Origin of the sequence: Sorangium sp. So ce145, from assembly GCF_051525985.1 — a bacterium.
GTDB classification, from domain to species: domain Bacteria; phylum Myxococcota_A; class Polyangia; order Polyangiales; family Polyangiaceae; genus Sorangium; species Sorangium cellulosum_B.
This window is the reverse complement of record NZ_CP150315.1, coordinates 3,554,299-3,570,993: the sequence shown is the minus strand read 5'-3', so window position 1 is coordinate 3,570,993 and position 16,695 is coordinate 3,554,299. Positions and strand designations below refer to the sequence as shown.

The following is a 16,695-nucleotide window of genomic DNA, read 5'->3' as shown; positions in this document are numbered from 1 at the left end:
CTGGAAGCGCCCTGGGGCCGGCAGGCGCCTGGACGGACGGCTCAGGCGCGGCGCCCGGGGCCGCCGCAGTCGCGGCTCACCTGGGAGGCGGGCGGCTCGGGTGGACGGGCGGGGAGCACGAGGTCCGCGAGACGGCGTGCCGCGGCGAAGGCCACCTCCGCATCTCCGACGGGGCCCTCACCTGGGTTGGCGGCGGACCCCTCACCCAGGTTGGCGGCGGACCCCTCACCCGGGTTGGGATCCTCACCCGGGTTGAGTGGGAGTAGTGGGAGTAGTGGTGGGGAGGTACCAGCCGGGGCTCCACGCGGAGCTCCACCCAGGCTGGAAGGAACCAGGACGGAAGGAATTTCCCCGGACGAAACCTCACCCAGGTTGGCGCGCCCGAGGTTGGCGAGGTTGGCGCGCCCGAGGTTGGCGCGTCCGCTCAGCGCGAGCATCGCGATGCCATGGAGGCCTGCGAAGAGCACGTAGGTATCCTCCTCCGGCCGCCTGCTGCCGTGATGGCGCAAGAGCTCGACGAATGAGCTCCAGAGAGGGCGCGCGAGCCGCAGGCGCCCCTGTTCGCGCAGGCGGGCGCGATCGAAGCGGCGCTCAGCCATCAGCGAGTACAGGTCCGGATGGCACAGCGCAAATTCGACGTACCCGACGGCAAGCGACCGCGCATCGGCGCCAGCCCGCGCCCGCGCGTCGAGGCGCTCCGCGAGCCGCCGCCACCCGAGGCCATCGACGCGAATGAGGAATCCGTCGAGCGAGCCGAAGTGGTGATACAGCACCATCGTCGTCTGGCCCAGGAATGCGGCGATCTTGCGGGCCGTCAGATCGTCCCGCGTCAGCCGTCCCTCGCAGAGCGCCACGAACACGCGCCCCACCGGCTCATCGGCATCCATCACACCCATGCCCACCATTCTGCCACGTCCGCGCCTCGCCCGTTGACGCCACCAGGATAACATCGTTATCCTTGGTCATGGGATGGCTGCTTCGCAACGCAACGTCGGTCTCCGGGGCGCAGCGCGGGGGCCGCTGGCTGGTAGGGTTGGCGCTTGCGGGGGCGTGCACGTCGCGACCGCCGACGGCGGACGACGCGCCTGCAGGGCCGTACGCGGTCGTGGATGGGTGGCCGCGTGTCCCTGACGGGATGGTGTTCGGCCCAGCGCTTGATGTGGCGGTTGACGCGCGAGGGCGCGTGCTGGTGAGCCATGCGGCCGGGCGCACGTCAGGGAACGACGCGCCGATCCACGAACCCACGATCTTGGCGTTCGATCCAGAGACGGGCGAGCTGCTCGACGCGTGGGGAGAGGGGCTGTTCTTCTATCCACACGGGATCGAGGTGGATCGCAACGACTTCGTCTGGGTGACGGACTCCGAGCAGAACCGGGTGTTCAAGCTGACGGCGGAGGGGGATGTGGTCATGACCCTCGGCGAGGCGCCATGAAGGGCATCGGTGCGTGGATCCTCGTACTGCTCGCGGATATCGGGTGCGCGACGAGCCCCGAGCAGCTCGACCGGCCGACCAACGTGGCGTTCGGCCTGGACGGCGATATCTACGTGGCGGACGGCTACAACCATGCGCGGATCGCGCGCTTCTCCGAGGACGGCAGGTTCGTCATGGAGTGGGGCGAGAGGGGCTTCGGGCCGGGACAACTCGACACGCCTCACGGCATCGTCACCGACGACGAGGGGCGCGTCTACGTGGCGGACCGGGAGAACGCGCGTGTTCAGGTCTTCAGCGCGAACGGCCACTACCTGGCACAGTGGAAGAGCGCAGCGCTGGGGCGACCGTGGGCGATCGCCTTCGGACCCGACCAGCACATCTACGTTGTAGACGGAGGCGATCAGGATCCAGAGCGGCCGCGGGGGCATGTGCTGCGGATGAGCCTCGACGGGAAGATCGTGGACCGGTGGAGCACATCGGGGGACGGTCCCGGGGAGATCGACTGGGGGCACGGGATCGCCGTTGGGCACGACGGCAGCGTCTACGTCACCAGCCTGAGGGGTCGCGGCGTGCAGAAGTTCCGGAGGACGAAGTGAGGAGGAGAGCGCGCGGGCTCGCGCTCACGGTCACCGTGGTTGCCTCGGTCGGAGCGGCGCCGAGCTGGGCACAGACGACGGGGGACATTCCGTCGCGACCTGGTGGCCGCGGCCATGTTGCGCTGTACGGTATTTTCACAGCTTCACCGCAGGATCGGACGGTGGCTACTATTCATGTCGCGCCGCAGGTGGCAGCGGGCGTTCGCCTGAACAGCTGGCTGCTCGCAACCACGGACGTCACCTCGGCCTGGACTACGTTTCGGATCGAGGGCGAGGCGCGGCGCTCGTCGTTTCGCTTCGGGAATCCGTTCGTGACCGTGCAGGCGGCGCTTCTCGAGGAGCGAAACCGCTCGATCTATGCCGGGGTCGGGGTTGCACCGCCAGTGACGACGTTCCCTGGCACCATCCCGAAGAATACGGAGGCCGAGTACAACTACGCGGTAGCTACGGCCGCGCGCGGGTTCGCGGATTACTGGATGTGGGCACCAAACGCGATCCCGATCGCGCTGTTGCTCCGCAGCCGGGCGGAGCTGTCCATCCCGGTGATCGTTGGCGCTGAGTTTGATCCAGCCGTGCTCGTTTCCGTGAACTCCAACCCGTCTCGGCTGGCGGTCGTGGCCGCCGCTCACGCGAGCTTGCGGATGGGTCCGCTGACGCCCGGAGTGCGAGTGCAGATGCTCGCGCAGTCGGCGCCGCTCGCAGGGCGAGATTTCTCACAATGGGCAGCAATCTTGTATGCGAATGTCGAAATCGAGCCGGTGTTCGTACGCTCCCAGGTTGCCGTCAACCTGGATGCGCCGTCCGGGCTGACCGGGCAGCGAGGGGCGACTACGTGGGGGGTATCGCTGGGAGGCGGCGTCCACCTTTAGAATTGTTGAGCTATTTCTTTGGTTCTGTTACCGGCCCACGATGGATCGCCAGCATCCCCTTCATGGTCTTCGCAGCAGCCGCTGTCTACCGAGCCACATTGCGACGTCGCGCTCGACTGATGTTGCGCTACGCACACGCTCTGCTCTGCCCCCCGACCTGACGACTGGGTGGCGCAGGTGGCGAAGAGGATGACGGCCGCCACCTCCCCGATCACCCAAATCCTCAAAAATCAGCCTATTTCGAGTCTGGCACGGCGCTTGACATACCCGTCAGGCATGAGCCAGCCTCGTGCGATCGTCCCCGGCGCTACGTATCTTCTCACCCGCCGTGTACTGCGACGGCATTTTCTCTTCCGCCCCGATTCCGCGATCACACGGCTCGTGATCTATACCCTGGCGATCTCCGCCCATCGCTATGGCATCCTCGTACACGCCCTTTGCGTGATGTCCACGCACATTCATATCGTTGTCACAGACACACACGGTGAGCTCCCACGATTTTTGCAGAGATTCCATCGGCTTGTCGCTCTCGGGACCAAGATCTTGCGCGCGTGGGAGGGGACGGTGTGGGACGATCGAGCAACGAGCGTGGTACGGCTAGCAACACGGGACGCTCTGGTGGAGAAGATCGCTTACACCCTAGCAAATCCGGTCACTGCTGGTCTCGTACGGCATGCGCATGAGTGGCCAGGAGCCAAGGTGCTCGTCGGCGACATCGGCTGCGGCGAGCTGCGCGCCCAACGCCCTGAAATATACTTCAATCCACAGAACCCCGAATGGCCAACCGACGTAGCACTTGCGATCACGCTTCCACCGTCGATCGGCGATTCCAATGCCGACAAATTTCGCCGCGAGATCACAGAACGGATCGAGCTGCACGAGAGACAGGCTCACGCTACCCTACAGCGACAAAGGCTTGGTTTCCTCGGGGCTGCGCGCGCGAGAAACATTTCTCCTTACAAGCGAGCAACGAGCATCGAACCACTTCGCGATCTCAATCCAACATTCGCAATCGGCCGCCGGCAGGCAGACGCAAAGAACGCCGCCATCGAGGCCGTCCAAGCCTTCCGCATCGCATACCGACATTCGATGAATCAATGGCGTGCAGGTGTACGCAGCGTAATTTTCCCTGCGGGTACGTGGTGGATGCGCGTGTTCCACGGGGTCACCGTCAACGAGGGCGAGCCTGCAGCCGCATAGATGCAGGACCAGCCCATGTTGACACAATTTACTTAAGATCGAAAAACGGGAACATCGGTTCGCTCGCCGCACAACACGACCGACGCCTGGATATGGCGTTGTTGCAGGCGACGGGCAGGACCAAGCGCTCGATCTCCTTCAAGGCTCGATTCATGCTCAACAATGGACGATTCGGCTGGCCGGCAGGCGTCCTGGCTCGCCAGCTCGGGTTTGCTCGAGGTTGCCAGGCTTGGCGTGCACAGAGTCCGAGCGGTCGAAATGTCTGCATGGAGTGGAGTCGAGAGTCTACAGCACCATCGTGACGATAGGCGATTCGGGGCCGGACCGAGCTGGCGTGCGCGTCGCGTAGCGCCCCCGCTACGACGTCCCCGGCCGCAGCACGGTGGGGTGGTGCCCCGCGTGGCACGAACCACCGCGTAGCACGAACCACGGTCGGGTCGAGACCGCGACGGTCGGGTCGAGACCGCGGGTCGAATCGCGCCGCCTATGCTAGACCGCGCTGCGCCGATGCCCCCCGAGCGCTCCCTCACTTCCACCTCGAGCTCCCCGCTCAGCGCCACGATCGCCGAGCTCTCAGGCCACGTCGACGACAGCGCCTCGAACGATACCGCTACCAGCGGCCCGCCCGCCTCCACGCCGGCCGACTTCGAGCCGCTCCCGTCGTTCGACCTCCCAGCAGACCGCCGGGTCGTCACGCCCCGTGAGCTCGCCGCAGAGCTCGCCGCGGCGCCGCCTGGCACCCGTCATGTCACAGGCTCGGCCGGCTCGGCCGGCGCCCTCGTCATCCGCCGCCTCGTCGCGGCCGTCGCTGGGCGCCGGCTCATCGCCCTCACCCCCGACGTCGACAGCGCCCGCGCTCTGGCGGCCGATACCTCGTTCCTGCTCGTCGATCGGGATGCCGATGACGCCGAGGCCGCCGGCTCGACCACGTTCGGCCGCGTCCTTCTCTACCTGCCGAACGAGGCCAGCCCTTACGCGGATGTCAACCCGGACCGCCGGGGCGCCCAGACCCGCCTCGCCACGCTCTTCCACCTCGGCATGGACCTTCCCTGGTCGGTCCTCGTCTGCCCCATCACCGCGCTCATCCGCAAGGTCGTACCCAGGGACGAGATCACCGAACACGCCGAGCTCGTCATCGCCGAGCAGGAGATGGATCGCGACGCGCTCTCGGCCCGCCTCGGTGCATCGGGCTACGTCCGCAGCCCCCTCGTGGAAGACCCCGGCACCTTCGCCGTCCGCGGCGCCCTCCTCGATGTCTGGGCGCCTTCCGCCGAGCTGCCGGTGCGAATCGACTTTTACGGGGACATCGTCGCATCGATCAAGACCTTCAACCCCGACGACCAGCGCACGGTCGCCGACGTGAAGGAGGTCTGGATCCCGCCGGCGCGCGAGGCGATCCTCACGCCTGCCAATGTCGAGCGGGCCCGCCAGCGGGTACGCGCCGCGTGTGACGTCATCGACTTCCCCTCAACCAAGGCGCGCGCGCTGGTCGACGACGTCGCGAGCGGCCGCGCCTTCTTCGGGGCCGAAGGCTACTTGCCTGCCTTCATCGATCTCGCCTCCTTCACGTCGTACCTGCCCGACGACGCGCTCATCCTCCTTGAGGACCCGTCCTCCGTCACCGCCGCCGTGCGAAACGAGCTCGGTCGCGCTGGGGCCGATCGGAGCCACAAGGACCGTGAGCCGCACTTCCCGCTGGCCTCCTTCTACGAGGACGAGGCACACGTTGCCTCGTGGCTCGGCGCGCGTGCCGTGCTTGCCCTGCACCGCACCGGGGTTGAGGGTGCTGCGGAAAACCGGAACTCGATGGAGCGCTTCGAGGTCGTCCCTGAGGACGTCCCGTCGCTCGCGACGCGCGACCAGTCGGACCTCGAGCGCGCCATCAAGACGGCTCGCGCGTCACGCGGCAAGCACGGCGCTCTCGACCCGCTCGTTCGTCGCGTGGTCGCCTGGCAAGAAGCAGGCCTACGAGTTCTTATCGCTGCACGCGCGCAGACCCAGGTTGAGCGCCTCGTCGCCCTGCTCCGCCATCGCGACGTGCGGGTGAAGGCCAACCTGGGTCCGTTCGACCCCGCGTTCTTCGATGGCAGCAGCTCCGCCTCTCCGCGCGACACGGCCCTCGTCGTCACGGGCTCTCTTGCGCGCGGCGTCATCGCTCCTGCCGAGGGGCTCGCGCTGGTCACGGAGGAGGAAATCTTCGGTGCCCGCGCTCACCGCCGCGCCGCACGCGCCGCCGCCTCCTCCACGAAGCCGTCGCAGGCCTTCCTCGAGGACCTCCGCAACCTCGGCGTCGGCGACCACGTTGTCCACGTAGAGCACGGCATCGGGCGGTATCTTGGCCTCGTCCACAAGCAGGTCGGGTCAACCACGGTCGATCTCATCGCCGTCGAGTACGCCGGCGGCGACAAGCTCTACCTCCCGGTCTACCGCCTGAACCAGATCCAGAAATTCAGCGGCGGCGAAGGCACCCCCAAGCTCGACCGGCTCGGCGGGCAGACGTTCGCCAAGACAAAGGCGCGGGTCGAGAAGAGCGTCCGCAAGATGGCCGACGAGCTCCTCCGCCTCTACGCCGAGCGCCGCGCCGCCACGGCGGAGCCCGTTCCACCGCCGGACGACGATTACCGCGCCTTCGAAGCGACCTTCCCCTTCGACGAGACGCCCGACCAGGCCCGGGCGATCACCGAGGTTACGGCCGACCTCGAGTCCGGCCGTCCGATGGACCGCCTCGTCTGCGGCGATGTCGGGTTCGGAAAGACCGAGGTTGCCATCCGCGCCGCCTTCCGCGCCGCAAACGCCGGCAGGCAGGTCGCCGTCCTCTGCCCAACCACGGTGCTCGCGCAGCAGCACTACCTCAGCTTCCGATCCCGGATGGCCTCCTACCCCATCGAGGTCCGCGTCATGTCCCGCTTCCAGAGCAAGCAGGAGCAGGACGAGGTCTCCCGCGGCCTCCGCGACGGCAGCGTCGACGTCGTGATCGGCACCCACCGCCTCCTCTCCAAGGACGTCCACTTCAAGCGGCTCGGCCTCCTTGTCGTCGACGAGGAGCAGCGCTTCGGCGTCACCCACAAGGAGCGTATCAAGGCGCTCAAGACCAACGTCGACGTCCTCACGCTCTCGGCCACCCCCATCCCCCGTACCCTCCAGATGGCGGTCTCCGGCCTCCGCGACATGTCGATCATCACGACCCCCCCGGCCGATCGCCGCGCCATCCGCACCGTGGTGACCCGCCACGACGAGGCCGTCCTCCGCGAGGCCGTCCTCCGCGAGCTCGGCCGCGGCGGCCAGGTGTTCTACGTCTACAACCGCGTCGAGGGCCTCTACGAGCGCGCCGCCCGCCTCGCCGAGCTCGTCCCGAGCGCCCGCATCTGCGTCGCCCACGGCCAGATGAGCGAGCAGAGCCTCGAGCAGGCGATGCTCGACTTCGTCGAGGGGCGCTACGACGTCCTCTGCGCCACCGCCATCATCGAGAGCGGTCTCGACATCCCCCGCGCCAACACGATCCTCATCGACCGCGCCGACATGTTCGGCCTCTCGCAGCTCTACCAGCTGCGCGGCCGCGTCGGCCGCTCCAAGGAGCGCGCTTACTGCTACCTCATCGTCCCGCCCCCGAACGCCATGACCGACGAGGCCCGCGCCCGCATCGAGGCCCTCGAGCGCCACACCGAGCTCGGCTCCGGCTTCCAGATCGCCTCGCTCGACCTGGAGCTTCGCGGCTCCGGCGACCTCCTCGGCGCCGAGCAGAGCGGCACCGTCGCCCAGGTTGGCTTCGAGCTCTTCTGCCAGATGCTCGACGAGGCCGTCCACGAGCTGCGCGGCGAACCCGTGGTCCACGACGTCGACACCGAGCTCTCCTTCGACGCCGACGCGCTTCTGCCAGAAGAGTATATTTCCGACGTAGGCGTACGCCTCTCCCTCTACAAGCGGCTCGCCGGTGCCGCCTCGACCGAGGACGTGCAGGATCTCGCGGTCGAGATGGAGGATCGCTTCGGCCCGCCTCCGCTCGAGGCGCGCCGGTTCGTGCACCTCATGCGGCTCAAGACCGAGCTGCGCCGGCTGAAGGCGCTCGCATGCGAGGCGAGCGCCAAGGGCGTGACGCTGCACTTGCGCGAGGACACCCCGCTCGATCATGCCAAGGTGCTCAAGCTGGTCCAGCCGAAGGCCTCACCCTACCGACTCTCGCCCGACATGCGCCTCACCCGCCGAGCCAAGGAGGGCGAAGCCTTCACGAGCGGTCTCGAGGCGACCGACAAGCTCCTGAGCGAGCTCGCCGGCTGTCTCAAGGATGGCAGCGATCTAGCATAGCGTGAGTGCCCACGACGTCGTCGCCCCCCGCTGAAGCGCGCGGCCGAGGCGACGCGGCGCTCCGGCGGTGATAATCTCCCTTGAGCGGAGGGATGGATGATCGATCGCCCGGATCGCGAGCGGCTCGCGGCGCTCCAGCAGAGCGTCATGACGTGCTGGTACAGCCCCTTCCAGCTGGCCCGCTCCGCGCTCGACATGACCGTCTCCCGCCTGATGGGCGCGCGCGGCGATTTCCGCCTCCTCGAGGCGATCGCGGGGCCGCAGCCGCCCTTCGACTATGCCGTCCGAAACGGCGTCATGCGCGACGAGCTCTGGATCGACTACGTGGCGGACACAGGCGATGGCTTCAACCCCACCTACGCGATCGCGAGCCTCCTCGCACGGCCGGTCCTCTCGCTGGGCGGCCGGGAGACGAGGCGCGGAGAGGTGCTCATCATGGGCGGCGACCAGGTCTACCCTTCGGCCACGCGTCAGGCGTACTGGACCCGGCTCGTCGAGCCCTACGCGGCCGCGCTCCCGAAGGCCGATGTGACGGATCCGCCGCACCTGTTCGCCATCCCTGGCAACCACGACTGGTACGACGGGCTGATGAGCTTCATGCGCCTCTTCGGCCAGAAACGCACGCTCGGCGCCTGGAAGACGTTCCAGTCGCGGAGCTACTTCGCGCTGAAGCTGCCCCACGGCTTCTGGCTGCTCGGCGTCGACATCCAGCTCGAGTCCGACATCGACCAGCCGCAGATCGAGTATTTCTGCAAGCTCGCGACGCACGACATGCGCGACGGCGATCGCGTGATCCTCTGCACCGCCGAGCCCGACTGGGTGAAGGGCGCCATCTACAACCCAGAGCTCCAGAGCAACCTCGCCTTCTTCGAGAAGCAGCTCGCCGACGCGCGGCCCGGGGTCGAGATCGTCGCGCGCATCGCCGGAGATCTGCACCACTATCGCCGCCACGAGTCCGCGGACGGCCGGCAAAACATCATCGCCGGCGGCGGCGGCGCGTTCCTCCACCCGACCCACGGCGAGCCGGTCACCGTGGTCCGCTCCGGCGCGGGCGCCGACCAGCGCCCTTACATGTTGCGTGCCTCGTTTCCATCAGAGTCGGAGTCGCGCCGGCTCGCCTGGCGCAACCTCTCGTTCGCTCGGCACAACCTCGGCTTCTGGCCTGCGGCCGCCTTCGTCTACATGCTCTCCTCCCTGACGCTGCCCCGTCCAGGGCCGGGGGCCGTGGGGTGGGTCCTCGTCGTCGTGCTCGTGTTCATCGTCTTCACGGACACCTACAAGACCTGGTATCGCCGGTTCGCGGGCTCGCTCCACGCGCTCGCGCACCTCGGGGCGGCGCTGGGGCTCGCGCACCTCGGCGGCGCGCTGCTCGGCGTCGACCTCCGGGACCTCCCGTCCATGTCCATGTGGAGCCTCCTCGGCGTGACGCTCTTCGTCGGCGCCACCGGCGCCGTGGTCGGGTCGACGATCATGGGCGTCTATCTCCTGATCTCGCTCAACGTCGCGCGCCGGCACGGCAACGAAGCGTTCTCGGCGCTCCGGATCCAGGACTACAAGAACTTCTTGCGGATTCACGTCCACCGCGACGGCCTCACCCTCTATCCCGTCGGGCTGAGGAAGGTGCCGCGCGCGTGGAAGGTGGCCGACGATCACAAGCCCGGCGAGCCGCGCTTCATCCCCGCCCGCGGCGCCCTGGCGCCGGAGCTCATCGAGGAGCCCATCACCATCCCGACCGCGCGGCAGCCGCGCCGGACCGGCCAACTCACGGTCGACGCGGCAGGCGCCGGGCACCGCGAGTGCCCCGCGGGCGAGCGGCGGAGTCGCCCCCCCGCGGCGGGCGCCGCGGCGGGAGCTGGCGCGCCCGAGCCGTAGAGGCGGACCGGAGCCCTGATGATCGTTCCTTCTCCATGAGGCAGTCCGCCTCAGCCGGGACATTCTGCCTTCTCGCTGGCAGGCACAACCACGTCCGGTCGGTCGAATCGTGGAAGCGGTCGACCGCAGAAGGACCCTTACGTGCCGAGCTCGCCGCGCGCTTCCGCGCGCGCGAACGTGAGGTCAATGGGCGCAGCGAGGCTTTCTGGCGCGGGCCGGCTGCGCTCAGGGCGACACGGCGGCGCTGGGCAGCCTCGGCGGAGCGGCCTTGGGACAGATCTCGCGCAGCTCGCCGGGGGGAGAGAGCGGATCGGGGCCTTCCCTGGGGCAGGAGCTCGGGCCATTCGCGATGGCGTCCTGACCACGGTCCTCCGGGGTCCATTCGCGGTTGATGCTGGGCGCGTTCGCGAGCCCCTCGGCGCAAGCCGCGGAGGCGGCGAGGAGCAGCGCGAGCGCGGCGCGCATCGAGGAGCCGCCAAGAGAGCGTTTCATAGGCACATCTCATCTCCCCGCGGCGCCGGCGCTGGCGGCGCCGGTCCACGGAAGCTGTCAGGGTTTCCCGTCCCTCGTGTCCTGTCTCTCGACGGCCTTCACGGTCCGTGCCAGGTCGAGGTTGCCGGGCCGCTCTGGATGCCGGACCGCCCGCCACGGCCGCCATCGGCAGCCTCGAGCGGCGGCCGAGCCGGGCGCGGCAACGGCGACCACAAGTTCCGGTGACGACGTGCGCATGGCTTGCGCCCCCACGCAAATGCCCCAGGTGGTGGGCGGTGGGGTCCGAGCGGAGCGGGATCCCGGAAGGAGTGTCCATCATGGCGAGAGACGTCATCGACGTGCTCAACGACCTCATCCAGCTCGATCGCGACGCGATCGTCGCTTACGACCGCGCCATCGAGGCGTGCGAGCACGCTCATACCAAGGAGCGGCTCGCGAGCTTCAGGGACGATCACGCGCGCCACGTGGTGGATCTGACCGCGCATGTGACGTCGCTCGGCGGCATCGCGGCACAGACCCGCGACCTCAAGGGCAAGCTCATCGAAGGGTTCACGGCGATCACGAGCCAGGGAGACCAGAGCGCGCTCCTCGCCATGCGCGGCAACGAGGAGCTCACGAACCGGCAATACCAGGCGGCGCTGGACGAGTCGCTCACGGCCGAGGCGCGCGCGATCGTCGAGCGCAACTACACTGATGAGCAGCGGCACCTCGCGTGGATCAAGGACGCGCTGTCAAGGAAGGTCTGGGAACAAGCCGCCTAGTGGGCGGTCGGCCCGCGGCGGTGGTGAGTACGATCGGAAGCAGATTCTACGGTTGGGGGTAATATGAAATCGAATCGGTCCATCCAACTCGCGCTCGCCATGGGAGCGCTCGCGGTCGTGCCGGCGCTCGCGGCAGCACAGACGGGCGGCACGGGCTCGCCGCAGCATCGCGAATCGGGCTCGCCGGGAGCGGCGCAGGGCGGCGCGCAGCATCAGGGCGACAAGCCCAGCCCGAGCGGCGCACAGCGCACGCAGCAGCAACAGGGGCAGGGTCAGAAGAAACAGGCGATCAATCTCCAGGAGCAGATCTCGTTCCCGGTCGAGGAAGGGTGCACCTACACGGCCTCCGTCAACGGTCGGATCGATCCCGTCGCGGCGGGCAAGTCGCAGCAGCCGTCGGGCGGCCGGCCCGGCCAGACCGGCAGCGGCAACCAGGGACGGAGCGGCGGCGCGGGTATGCAGGGCCAGACCGACGGCAGCCAGGCCCAGGCCCATGCCGGCGGCGCTCAAGGCGGCAGGCAGCCCCACGAAGGCGCCCAGGCCGGCAGGGCGCAAGCGGGCGGCCAGACGGGGCCAGGAGCTGACTATCGCGAAGGTCAGGAGAAGGTGAAGCCCAACCTCACCGTCGCCGCCAGCGTCAGCTGCCCGAACGCGGTCGATCTCAAGATCTCGGACACGCTGAAGACGGACAAGCCCATCAGCCGCTCGGAGCTCGAGGAGATGATCTCGCGTCGAACGAGCATCGCGACCGAGAAGGGCGGCCGCTTCTGCATGTACGTGCCGCAGTTCGAGCTGACGCGCGAGAAGCTGAGCGGAAAGGGCATCGCCCAGCTCTGCCGCGTGCCCGCGGCGGCCGAGAAGGGCGGCGCGCCGTAACCGCCGAAGGGGGGGAGAGGGCGATCCTGAGGGCGCGCGCCCTCAGGATCGCCCGGCGAACGCGTCGCTGCGCCGGAGGCGCGCCGGCTCAGGGGGTCGGCGTGGGCAGCGGGCAGGAGTTCAGCCTACCGATGACGAAGGGCCGCGCCGGGACAGTCGTGCTCGTGATCGGGAAATAATTGCCGGCCGAAACCGAGGTGACGCTCCAGGTGTGGCCCACGGGGACTCCCGAGGTGTCGGTATAGATGCGCATGTAGCCCGTCCCCGGCCCTGCGACGAAGTCGCTGCACGTGTTCGTCCACCGGCTGTCACGCCAGATCGTGCTGCATCCATGGACCGAACTGGTGGAGTCGGCGATCGGCAGCGCCCACTGCACCGTGCCCGAGTAGATCGGGTTGAGGGCCGTCGTGAGCTGCTGCGCCGGGCCCGTGACGATCACGGTGTGCCCGCCGTATGCGGTCTGCACGCCGGATGCCACCGTCTTGTTGATGACGAGCACGTCACCGGCAGCGACGTTGGAGATGTTCGAGATCAGCGAGACGATGGCCCCGGGCTTGGTGAACTCGGTATAGTACTTCTCCGAGCTCGGGCTCGTCGAACCCCAGTAGTAGGACATATTGGCCGCGTCGTTCACCGCATCCACGATCGGGTCTGGATCGGACCAGAACTCCTCTTTCTGAACGCTCGTGAGGAAGACAGCCCCGGCCGCCGATGGCGTACCGGCAGAGATGAAGTTGAGCGCTCCGCTGGACAGCTGGGAGCACGCGTCGGCCGGCGCAGCGCCGAGCGCGACGACAGAAGCAGCAGCAGACACCATCAGAAAGCGAACCGCATTGCTGAGCATGAAGTACCTCGGTTGACGGTTACCACGTTGCCGTTCCGCAGGCCGAGCAGATTCGGTTGAGGAGGTCGATCGTGTACAGCAAGAGAATCGCACCTGGTCGCGTCGAGCCTAGCATCCAGTGTTTACTTCCAAAGCACGGCATTCGTCAACACACTTCGAGCACGTTATCCATCGATTCAATCACTTTTCTGTGTTCATGTAGGACACGAGAGTTCTTCAGACGGCACTGCCGGATACTGTCCACCGTGTGATGGTGACCTGAAGTCATCGAATCAGTCATCTCGCGGCTGACGCTGCGCGCCAGCGTCCACGAAGGGCTACCTCGTGACACATCGCCCTGGAAACTGGCCTGAGTGGAATCCAGCAACACGCCAAGCGCTGAGCGCGGGGGGGCTCGATGGGGTCGCGACGGCGACCGCAGGAGGGGAATGTCGCGAACAGGGTGAGACGGCGCATGCTGGGGGACGCCGCGAGGCGGCTCGATACAAGCCGCCTCGCCCCGCGCGCCCGTCCGGACGGAGCCCCTCAGTACGGCATCTCATCCAGCGCAGGCACCTCCGGGGGCCGCCCCAGCGCGCCGTTCTTCCCGAGCCGCGCCGTGGTCGGCACGCCCGCCCCAGGCCGCGTCGGCTCGCCGGCGTCTTCCGGACCCGGCACGGGCTCCGTCAACGCGACCCGCCGCCCCGCGAAGCGGAGATCCCGCGCGATCACCTCGGTGCGGTAGCGCTCGATCCAGTCCTTCTCGTAGCTCGACGTGCGCAGCCCGCCCTCGATGAGCACGCCGTCCCCCTTCGTCAGCACCTTGGCCAGCGCCTCGGCGCGCAGCCCCCAGAACACGATGCAGCGCGACTCGGTGCGCTCCTTGCGACCGGTACCTGATCGTCTCCGGTGACCAATGCCGTGCCCCTGCGGGCTCGGCGCGCGGATCTAGCACGGTGGCCGCCGCCGCGGCCGGATGCCCGGTCAGCAGCCCCGAATCCTCTGGGTCCGGGTCACACCGCGGATCTCGGCTTCTGGCAGATCTCATGGATCGCGTCGAAGCTCGGGCTCCGCGCCCGACCGGCCACCTGATCGCAGCGTGATCCTGGTACGTCGTGCGAGATAAGGCCGATGCGCGCGCCGTGTTTGCCGTGCTCGAGGCCCGCGGGATGAGGGGCTCGTGCCGCGCTCTCCGGCCCCCACGCCCGCTGGGCAGCGGCTCGACTTTGCGCCTTCATCGTGATATGAGTTGCGTTCGTGTATGCCTCGTGCAGATTCCAGATGTTCTTACGTGCCGCCGTCGCTCTCTCTTGCTCTGTATTGGGCATCTGTGGGTGTGCTGCGGTAATCGGCCTGGACGAGTTCACGGACGACGCTCCGCCGGGCGACGGTGGAGAAGCGTCGTCCGGCGGAGCGTCGTCCGGCGGAGCGCCGTCCGGGACCGGCGGAGTGGACCGGCCTGACTGTCCAGATGGTCTGGTTGATTGCTCCGGCTCCTGCGTTGACACGAGCTCCGATCCTGAGAACTGCGGAGTGTGTGGTCGCAGCTGCCTGGAACAGCCGTGCACAGAGGCCCTCTGCGAACCCATCGTCCTCGCAACAGGCCAGCCTGACGCCTCTGCCATCGCGGTCGACGCGGACAGTGTCTACTGGACGAATCGCGTCTACGAAGGCAAGGTGATGAAGCTGCCGATCGGCGGCGGTACCCCCGTCAGTCTCGTGCAGGAGCAGAATCACCCCATTGACATCGCGGTCGATGCCAGCAGTGTCTACTGGGTGAACTACGCTCAGATGGGGGATGTGATGAAGGTGCCGGTCGGCGGCGGTACCTCCATGTCTCTCGCCAACGGGGGGAATTACCCCAGCAGAATCGCGGTCAGCGCCACCAGTATCTACTGGACATCGTCCGGTCAGGTGAAAAAGGTACCGATCGCCGGTGGCGCTCCCACCACGCTTGCGGAACAGCAAAACCCGGTGGACATCGCGGTCGATTCTACCAGCGTCTACTGGACGCATTACGATGATGATATCACCATGGGCAGGGTGATGAAGGTGTCTATTGGAGGGGGTATCCCCACCTCCCTCGCTGAGGGGCAAGTTGGCCCGACGGGTATCGCGCTCGACGCTGACAACGTCTATTGGGCAAGCGACGATGGTACGGTGCGGAGAGTGTCGAAGGACGGCGGTGGCCACACCATCCTGGCGGAGAGGCAATACCCGTCCGCTGTCGCCGTCGACGACGTCAATGTCTACTGGACGAACTACGATGATGATACGGGCCTGGTGATGAAGGTGGCGAAGGACGGGGGAACCCCCATCACGCTCGCGGCAGGCCAGAAGTATCCGACTAGCATTGCCGTCGACGCGACCTACGTCTACTGGACGAATTACGATGATTCCGGCACGGTGATGAAGGTGGCGAAGTAGTCCGGGCGAACTGCGCTGGTGGGCTGTTCGGCAGGTTTTTCCCGCTACGGCGCGCGCCCGCCGTTCAGTGTGGGGCGCCTCGCTCTGCTGCCCGACGGCCGCATCGCATATCGGCGCCGGAGGCCACGCCGCAACGGCGCCACACACCTCGCGCTCGAGCCCATCGCGTTCATGGCCAGGCTGGCCGCGCTCATCCTCCCGTCGCGCCGCCGCGCACCGCGAGCGCGACGACGAGGCGCACATGTCGAGGCAGAGCACGCCAGACCCACCACGCGCCCGCGAGCGCGCGCAGCAGGGCTCTTACGAAGCGCCGCGAGGCGGCTCGCACAGCCGCCTCGCGAGAGCTCCCCGCCTGACCGCCTCAGTACGGCAGCTCATCCAGCGCGGGCCCCTCCGGCGGCCGCCCCCGCGCGCCGTTCTTGCCGAGCCGCGCGGTGGTCGGCACCCCCGTCCCGGGCTGCGTCGCCTCGCCGTCGTCCTCCAGCCCCGGCGGCGGCTGCGCCAGGGCCCGGCGGCCGGTGAAGCGGAGGTCCCGCGCGATCACCTCGGTGCGGTAGCGGCGGATCCCGTCTTTCTCGTAGCTCGACGTGCGCAGCCCGCCCTCGATCAGCACGCCGTCGCCCTTGGTCAGCACCTTCGCGAGCGCCTCGGCGCGCTGCCCCCAGAACACGATGTTGTGCCACTCGGTGCGCTCCTTGGGCTCCTTGTTCTTGTCGACGAACGACTCGTTCGTCGCCATGCGGAGCTGGAGCACCGGCGTGCCGTTGCCGGTGTAGCGCAGCTCCGGATCCGCGCCGAGGTTGCCCATGAGAATCACCTTGTTCAGCCCTTCGTTCATGATGTGCTCCTGTGCTTGGTGTCGTCGTCTGCTGTCGTTTGCCGTCGCCAACTATCGTCTACTATCGTTTGCCGTCGTCTCGGTCGTCTCTGCCGTCTTCTCTCGTTGACTTCCTTGTCACCTTGCCTACCGTGCTGCGTCGCTCCTCGTGAGGCGCCGTGTCGTCGTGGAATACGAGGAGCGGGTCCGGCGGCGCCCGTTCGCCGG

14 protein-coding genes and 1 pseudogene are annotated in these 16,695 nt (G+C 67.8%); 10 read left to right on the top strand and 5 right to left on the bottom strand.

Annotated features, from left to right (window positions below; genetic code table 11):
- Window positions 1-41 precede the first annotated feature (41 nt).
- The gene (locus WMF34_RS13735) at window positions 42-905 is read right to left on the bottom strand and encodes a TetR/AcrR family transcriptional regulator (protein ID WP_437993546.1); all 864 of its coding nucleotides are present in this window, start codon (window positions 903-905) and stop codon (window positions 42-44) included.
- 278 nt (window positions 906-1,183) lie between these two features.
- On the opposite strand from WMF34_RS13735, the gene WMF34_RS13730 reads away from it, so the two are divergent.
- From WMF34_RS13730 to WMF34_RS13705, 6 genes are all read left to right on the top strand, one after another.
- The gene (locus WMF34_RS13730) at window positions 1,184-1,432 is read left to right on the top strand and encodes a hypothetical protein (protein WP_437993545.1); all 249 of its coding nucleotides are present in this window, start codon (window positions 1,184-1,186) and stop codon (window positions 1,430-1,432) included.
- On the top strand, window positions 1,429-2,028 hold the full coding sequence (locus WMF34_RS13725; protein WP_437993544.1) for a 6-bladed beta-propeller: 600 nt from the start codon (window positions 1,429-1,431) through the stop codon (window positions 2,026-2,028). Before WMF34_RS13730 ends, WMF34_RS13725 begins: the two co-directional genes overlap by 4 nt.
- 161 nt (window positions 2,029-2,189) lie before the next feature.
- Complete coding sequence (locus tag WMF34_RS13720; RefSeq protein WP_437993543.1) at window positions 2,190-2,897, top strand: hypothetical protein; 708 nt, start codon at window positions 2,190-2,192, stop codon at window positions 2,895-2,897.
- A 276-nt stretch (window positions 2,898-3,173) separates the two neighbouring features.
- Window positions 3,174-4,097, top strand: coding sequence for a transposase (locus WMF34_RS13715; RefSeq protein WP_157907603.1), 924 nt, complete (start codon window positions 3,174-3,176; stop codon window positions 4,095-4,097).
- Window positions 4,098-4,583: 486 nt separating this feature from the next.
- Complete coding sequence (gene mfd / locus WMF34_RS13710) at window positions 4,584-8,399, top strand: transcription-repair coupling factor (protein ID WP_437993542.1); 3,816 nt, start codon at window positions 4,584-4,586, stop codon at window positions 8,397-8,399.
- A gap of 96 nt (window positions 8,400-8,495) precedes the next feature.
- Entirely contained in the window at window positions 8,496-10,271 is a 1,776-nt protein-coding gene (locus WMF34_RS13705; RefSeq protein WP_012235264.1) for a metallophosphoesterase, read from the top strand.
- A gap of 225 nt (window positions 10,272-10,496) precedes the next feature.
- Here WMF34_RS13705 and WMF34_RS13700 read toward each other — a convergent pair whose 3' ends face one another.
- Window positions 10,497-10,763: a hypothetical protein gene (locus WMF34_RS13700; RefSeq protein WP_437993541.1), complete on the bottom strand. Its 267-nt coding sequence runs from the start codon at window positions 10,761-10,763 to the stop codon at window positions 10,497-10,499.
- A 317-nt stretch (window positions 10,764-11,080) separates the two neighbouring features.
- Here WMF34_RS13700 and WMF34_RS13695 point away from each other — a divergent pair, with 317 nt between their 5' ends.
- Entirely contained in the window at window positions 11,081-11,524 is a 444-nt protein-coding gene (locus WMF34_RS13695) for a ferritin-like domain-containing protein (protein ID WP_012235262.1), read from the top strand.
- 63 nt (window positions 11,525-11,587) lie between these two features.
- Window positions 11,588-12,400 (top strand): hypothetical protein, encoded by an 813-nt coding sequence (locus WMF34_RS13690; RefSeq protein ID WP_437993540.1) that lies wholly within the window; start codon window positions 11,588-11,590, stop codon window positions 12,398-12,400.
- Window positions 12,401-12,488: 88 nt separating this feature from the next.
- Here WMF34_RS13690 and WMF34_RS13685 read toward each other — a convergent pair whose 3' ends face one another.
- Both WMF34_RS13685 and WMF34_RS13680 read right to left on the bottom strand, forming a co-directional pair.
- Entirely contained in the window at window positions 12,489-13,244 is a 756-nt protein-coding gene (locus tag WMF34_RS13685) for a hypothetical protein (protein WP_437993539.1), read from the bottom strand.
- Between the two features lie 525 nt (window positions 13,245-13,769).
- Window positions 13,770-14,141: a single-stranded DNA-binding protein gene (locus WMF34_RS13680; protein ID WP_437994633.1), complete on the bottom strand. Its 372-nt coding sequence runs from the start codon at window positions 14,139-14,141 to the stop codon at window positions 13,770-13,772.
- A 762-nt stretch (window positions 14,142-14,903) separates the two neighbouring features.
- On the opposite strand from WMF34_RS13680, the gene WMF34_RS13675 reads away from it, so the two are divergent.
- Complete coding sequence (locus WMF34_RS13675) at window positions 14,904-15,650, top strand: DUF5050 domain-containing protein (protein WP_157906658.1); 747 nt, start codon at window positions 14,904-14,906, stop codon at window positions 15,648-15,650.
- 18 nt (window positions 15,651-15,668) lie between these two features.
- A pseudogene (locus tag WMF34_RS13670) lies at window positions 15,669-15,860 on the top strand (transposase); the annotation flags it as partial.
- A gap of 151 nt (window positions 15,861-16,011) precedes the next feature.
- On the opposite strand, the gene WMF34_RS13665 reads toward WMF34_RS13670, so the two are convergent.
- Window positions 16,012-16,488, bottom strand: a complete 477-nt coding sequence (locus WMF34_RS13665; protein ID WP_012235257.1) for a single-stranded DNA-binding protein — start codon at window positions 16,486-16,488, stop codon at window positions 16,012-16,014.
- Between the last annotated feature and the right edge of the window lie 207 nt (window positions 16,489-16,695).

Excerpts from the sequence above, each read along its gene's own strand:
- WMF34_RS13735 (WP_437993546.1), bottom strand. The coding sequence starts at position 905 with ATGGTGGGCATGGGTGTGATGGATGCCGATGAGCCGGTGGGGCGCGTG.
- WMF34_RS13725 (WP_437993544.1), top strand. The coding sequence starts at position 1,429 with ATGAAGGGCATCGGTGCGTGGATCCTCGTACTGCTCGCGGATATCGGG.
- WMF34_RS13715 (WP_157907603.1), top strand. The coding sequence starts at position 3,174 with ATGAGCCAGCCTCGTGCGATCGTCCCCGGCGCTACGTATCTTCTCACC.
- mfd (WP_437993542.1), top strand. The coding sequence starts at position 4,584 with ATGCTAGACCGCGCTGCGCCGATGCCCCCCGAGCGCTCCCTCACTTCC.
- WMF34_RS13705 (WP_012235264.1), top strand. The coding sequence starts at position 8,496 with ATGATCGATCGCCCGGATCGCGAGCGGCTCGCGGCGCTCCAGCAGAGC.
- WMF34_RS13700 (WP_437993541.1), bottom strand. The coding sequence starts at position 10,763 with ATGAAACGCTCTCTTGGCGGCTCCTCGATGCGCGCCGCGCTCGCGCTG.
- WMF34_RS13695 (WP_012235262.1), top strand. The coding sequence starts at position 11,081 with ATGGCGAGAGACGTCATCGACGTGCTCAACGACCTCATCCAGCTCGAT.
- WMF34_RS13690 (WP_437993540.1), top strand. The coding sequence starts at position 11,588 with ATGAAATCGAATCGGTCCATCCAACTCGCGCTCGCCATGGGAGCGCTC.
- WMF34_RS13685 (WP_437993539.1), bottom strand. The coding sequence starts at position 13,244 with ATGCTCAGCAATGCGGTTCGCTTTCTGATGGTGTCTGCTGCTGCTTCT.
- WMF34_RS13675 (WP_157906658.1), top strand. The coding sequence starts at position 14,904 with ATGAAGCTGCCGATCGGCGGCGGTACCCCCGTCAGTCTCGTGCAGGAG.
- WMF34_RS13665 (WP_012235257.1), bottom strand. The coding sequence starts at position 16,488 with ATGAACGAAGGGCTGAACAAGGTGATTCTCATGGGCAACCTCGGCGCG.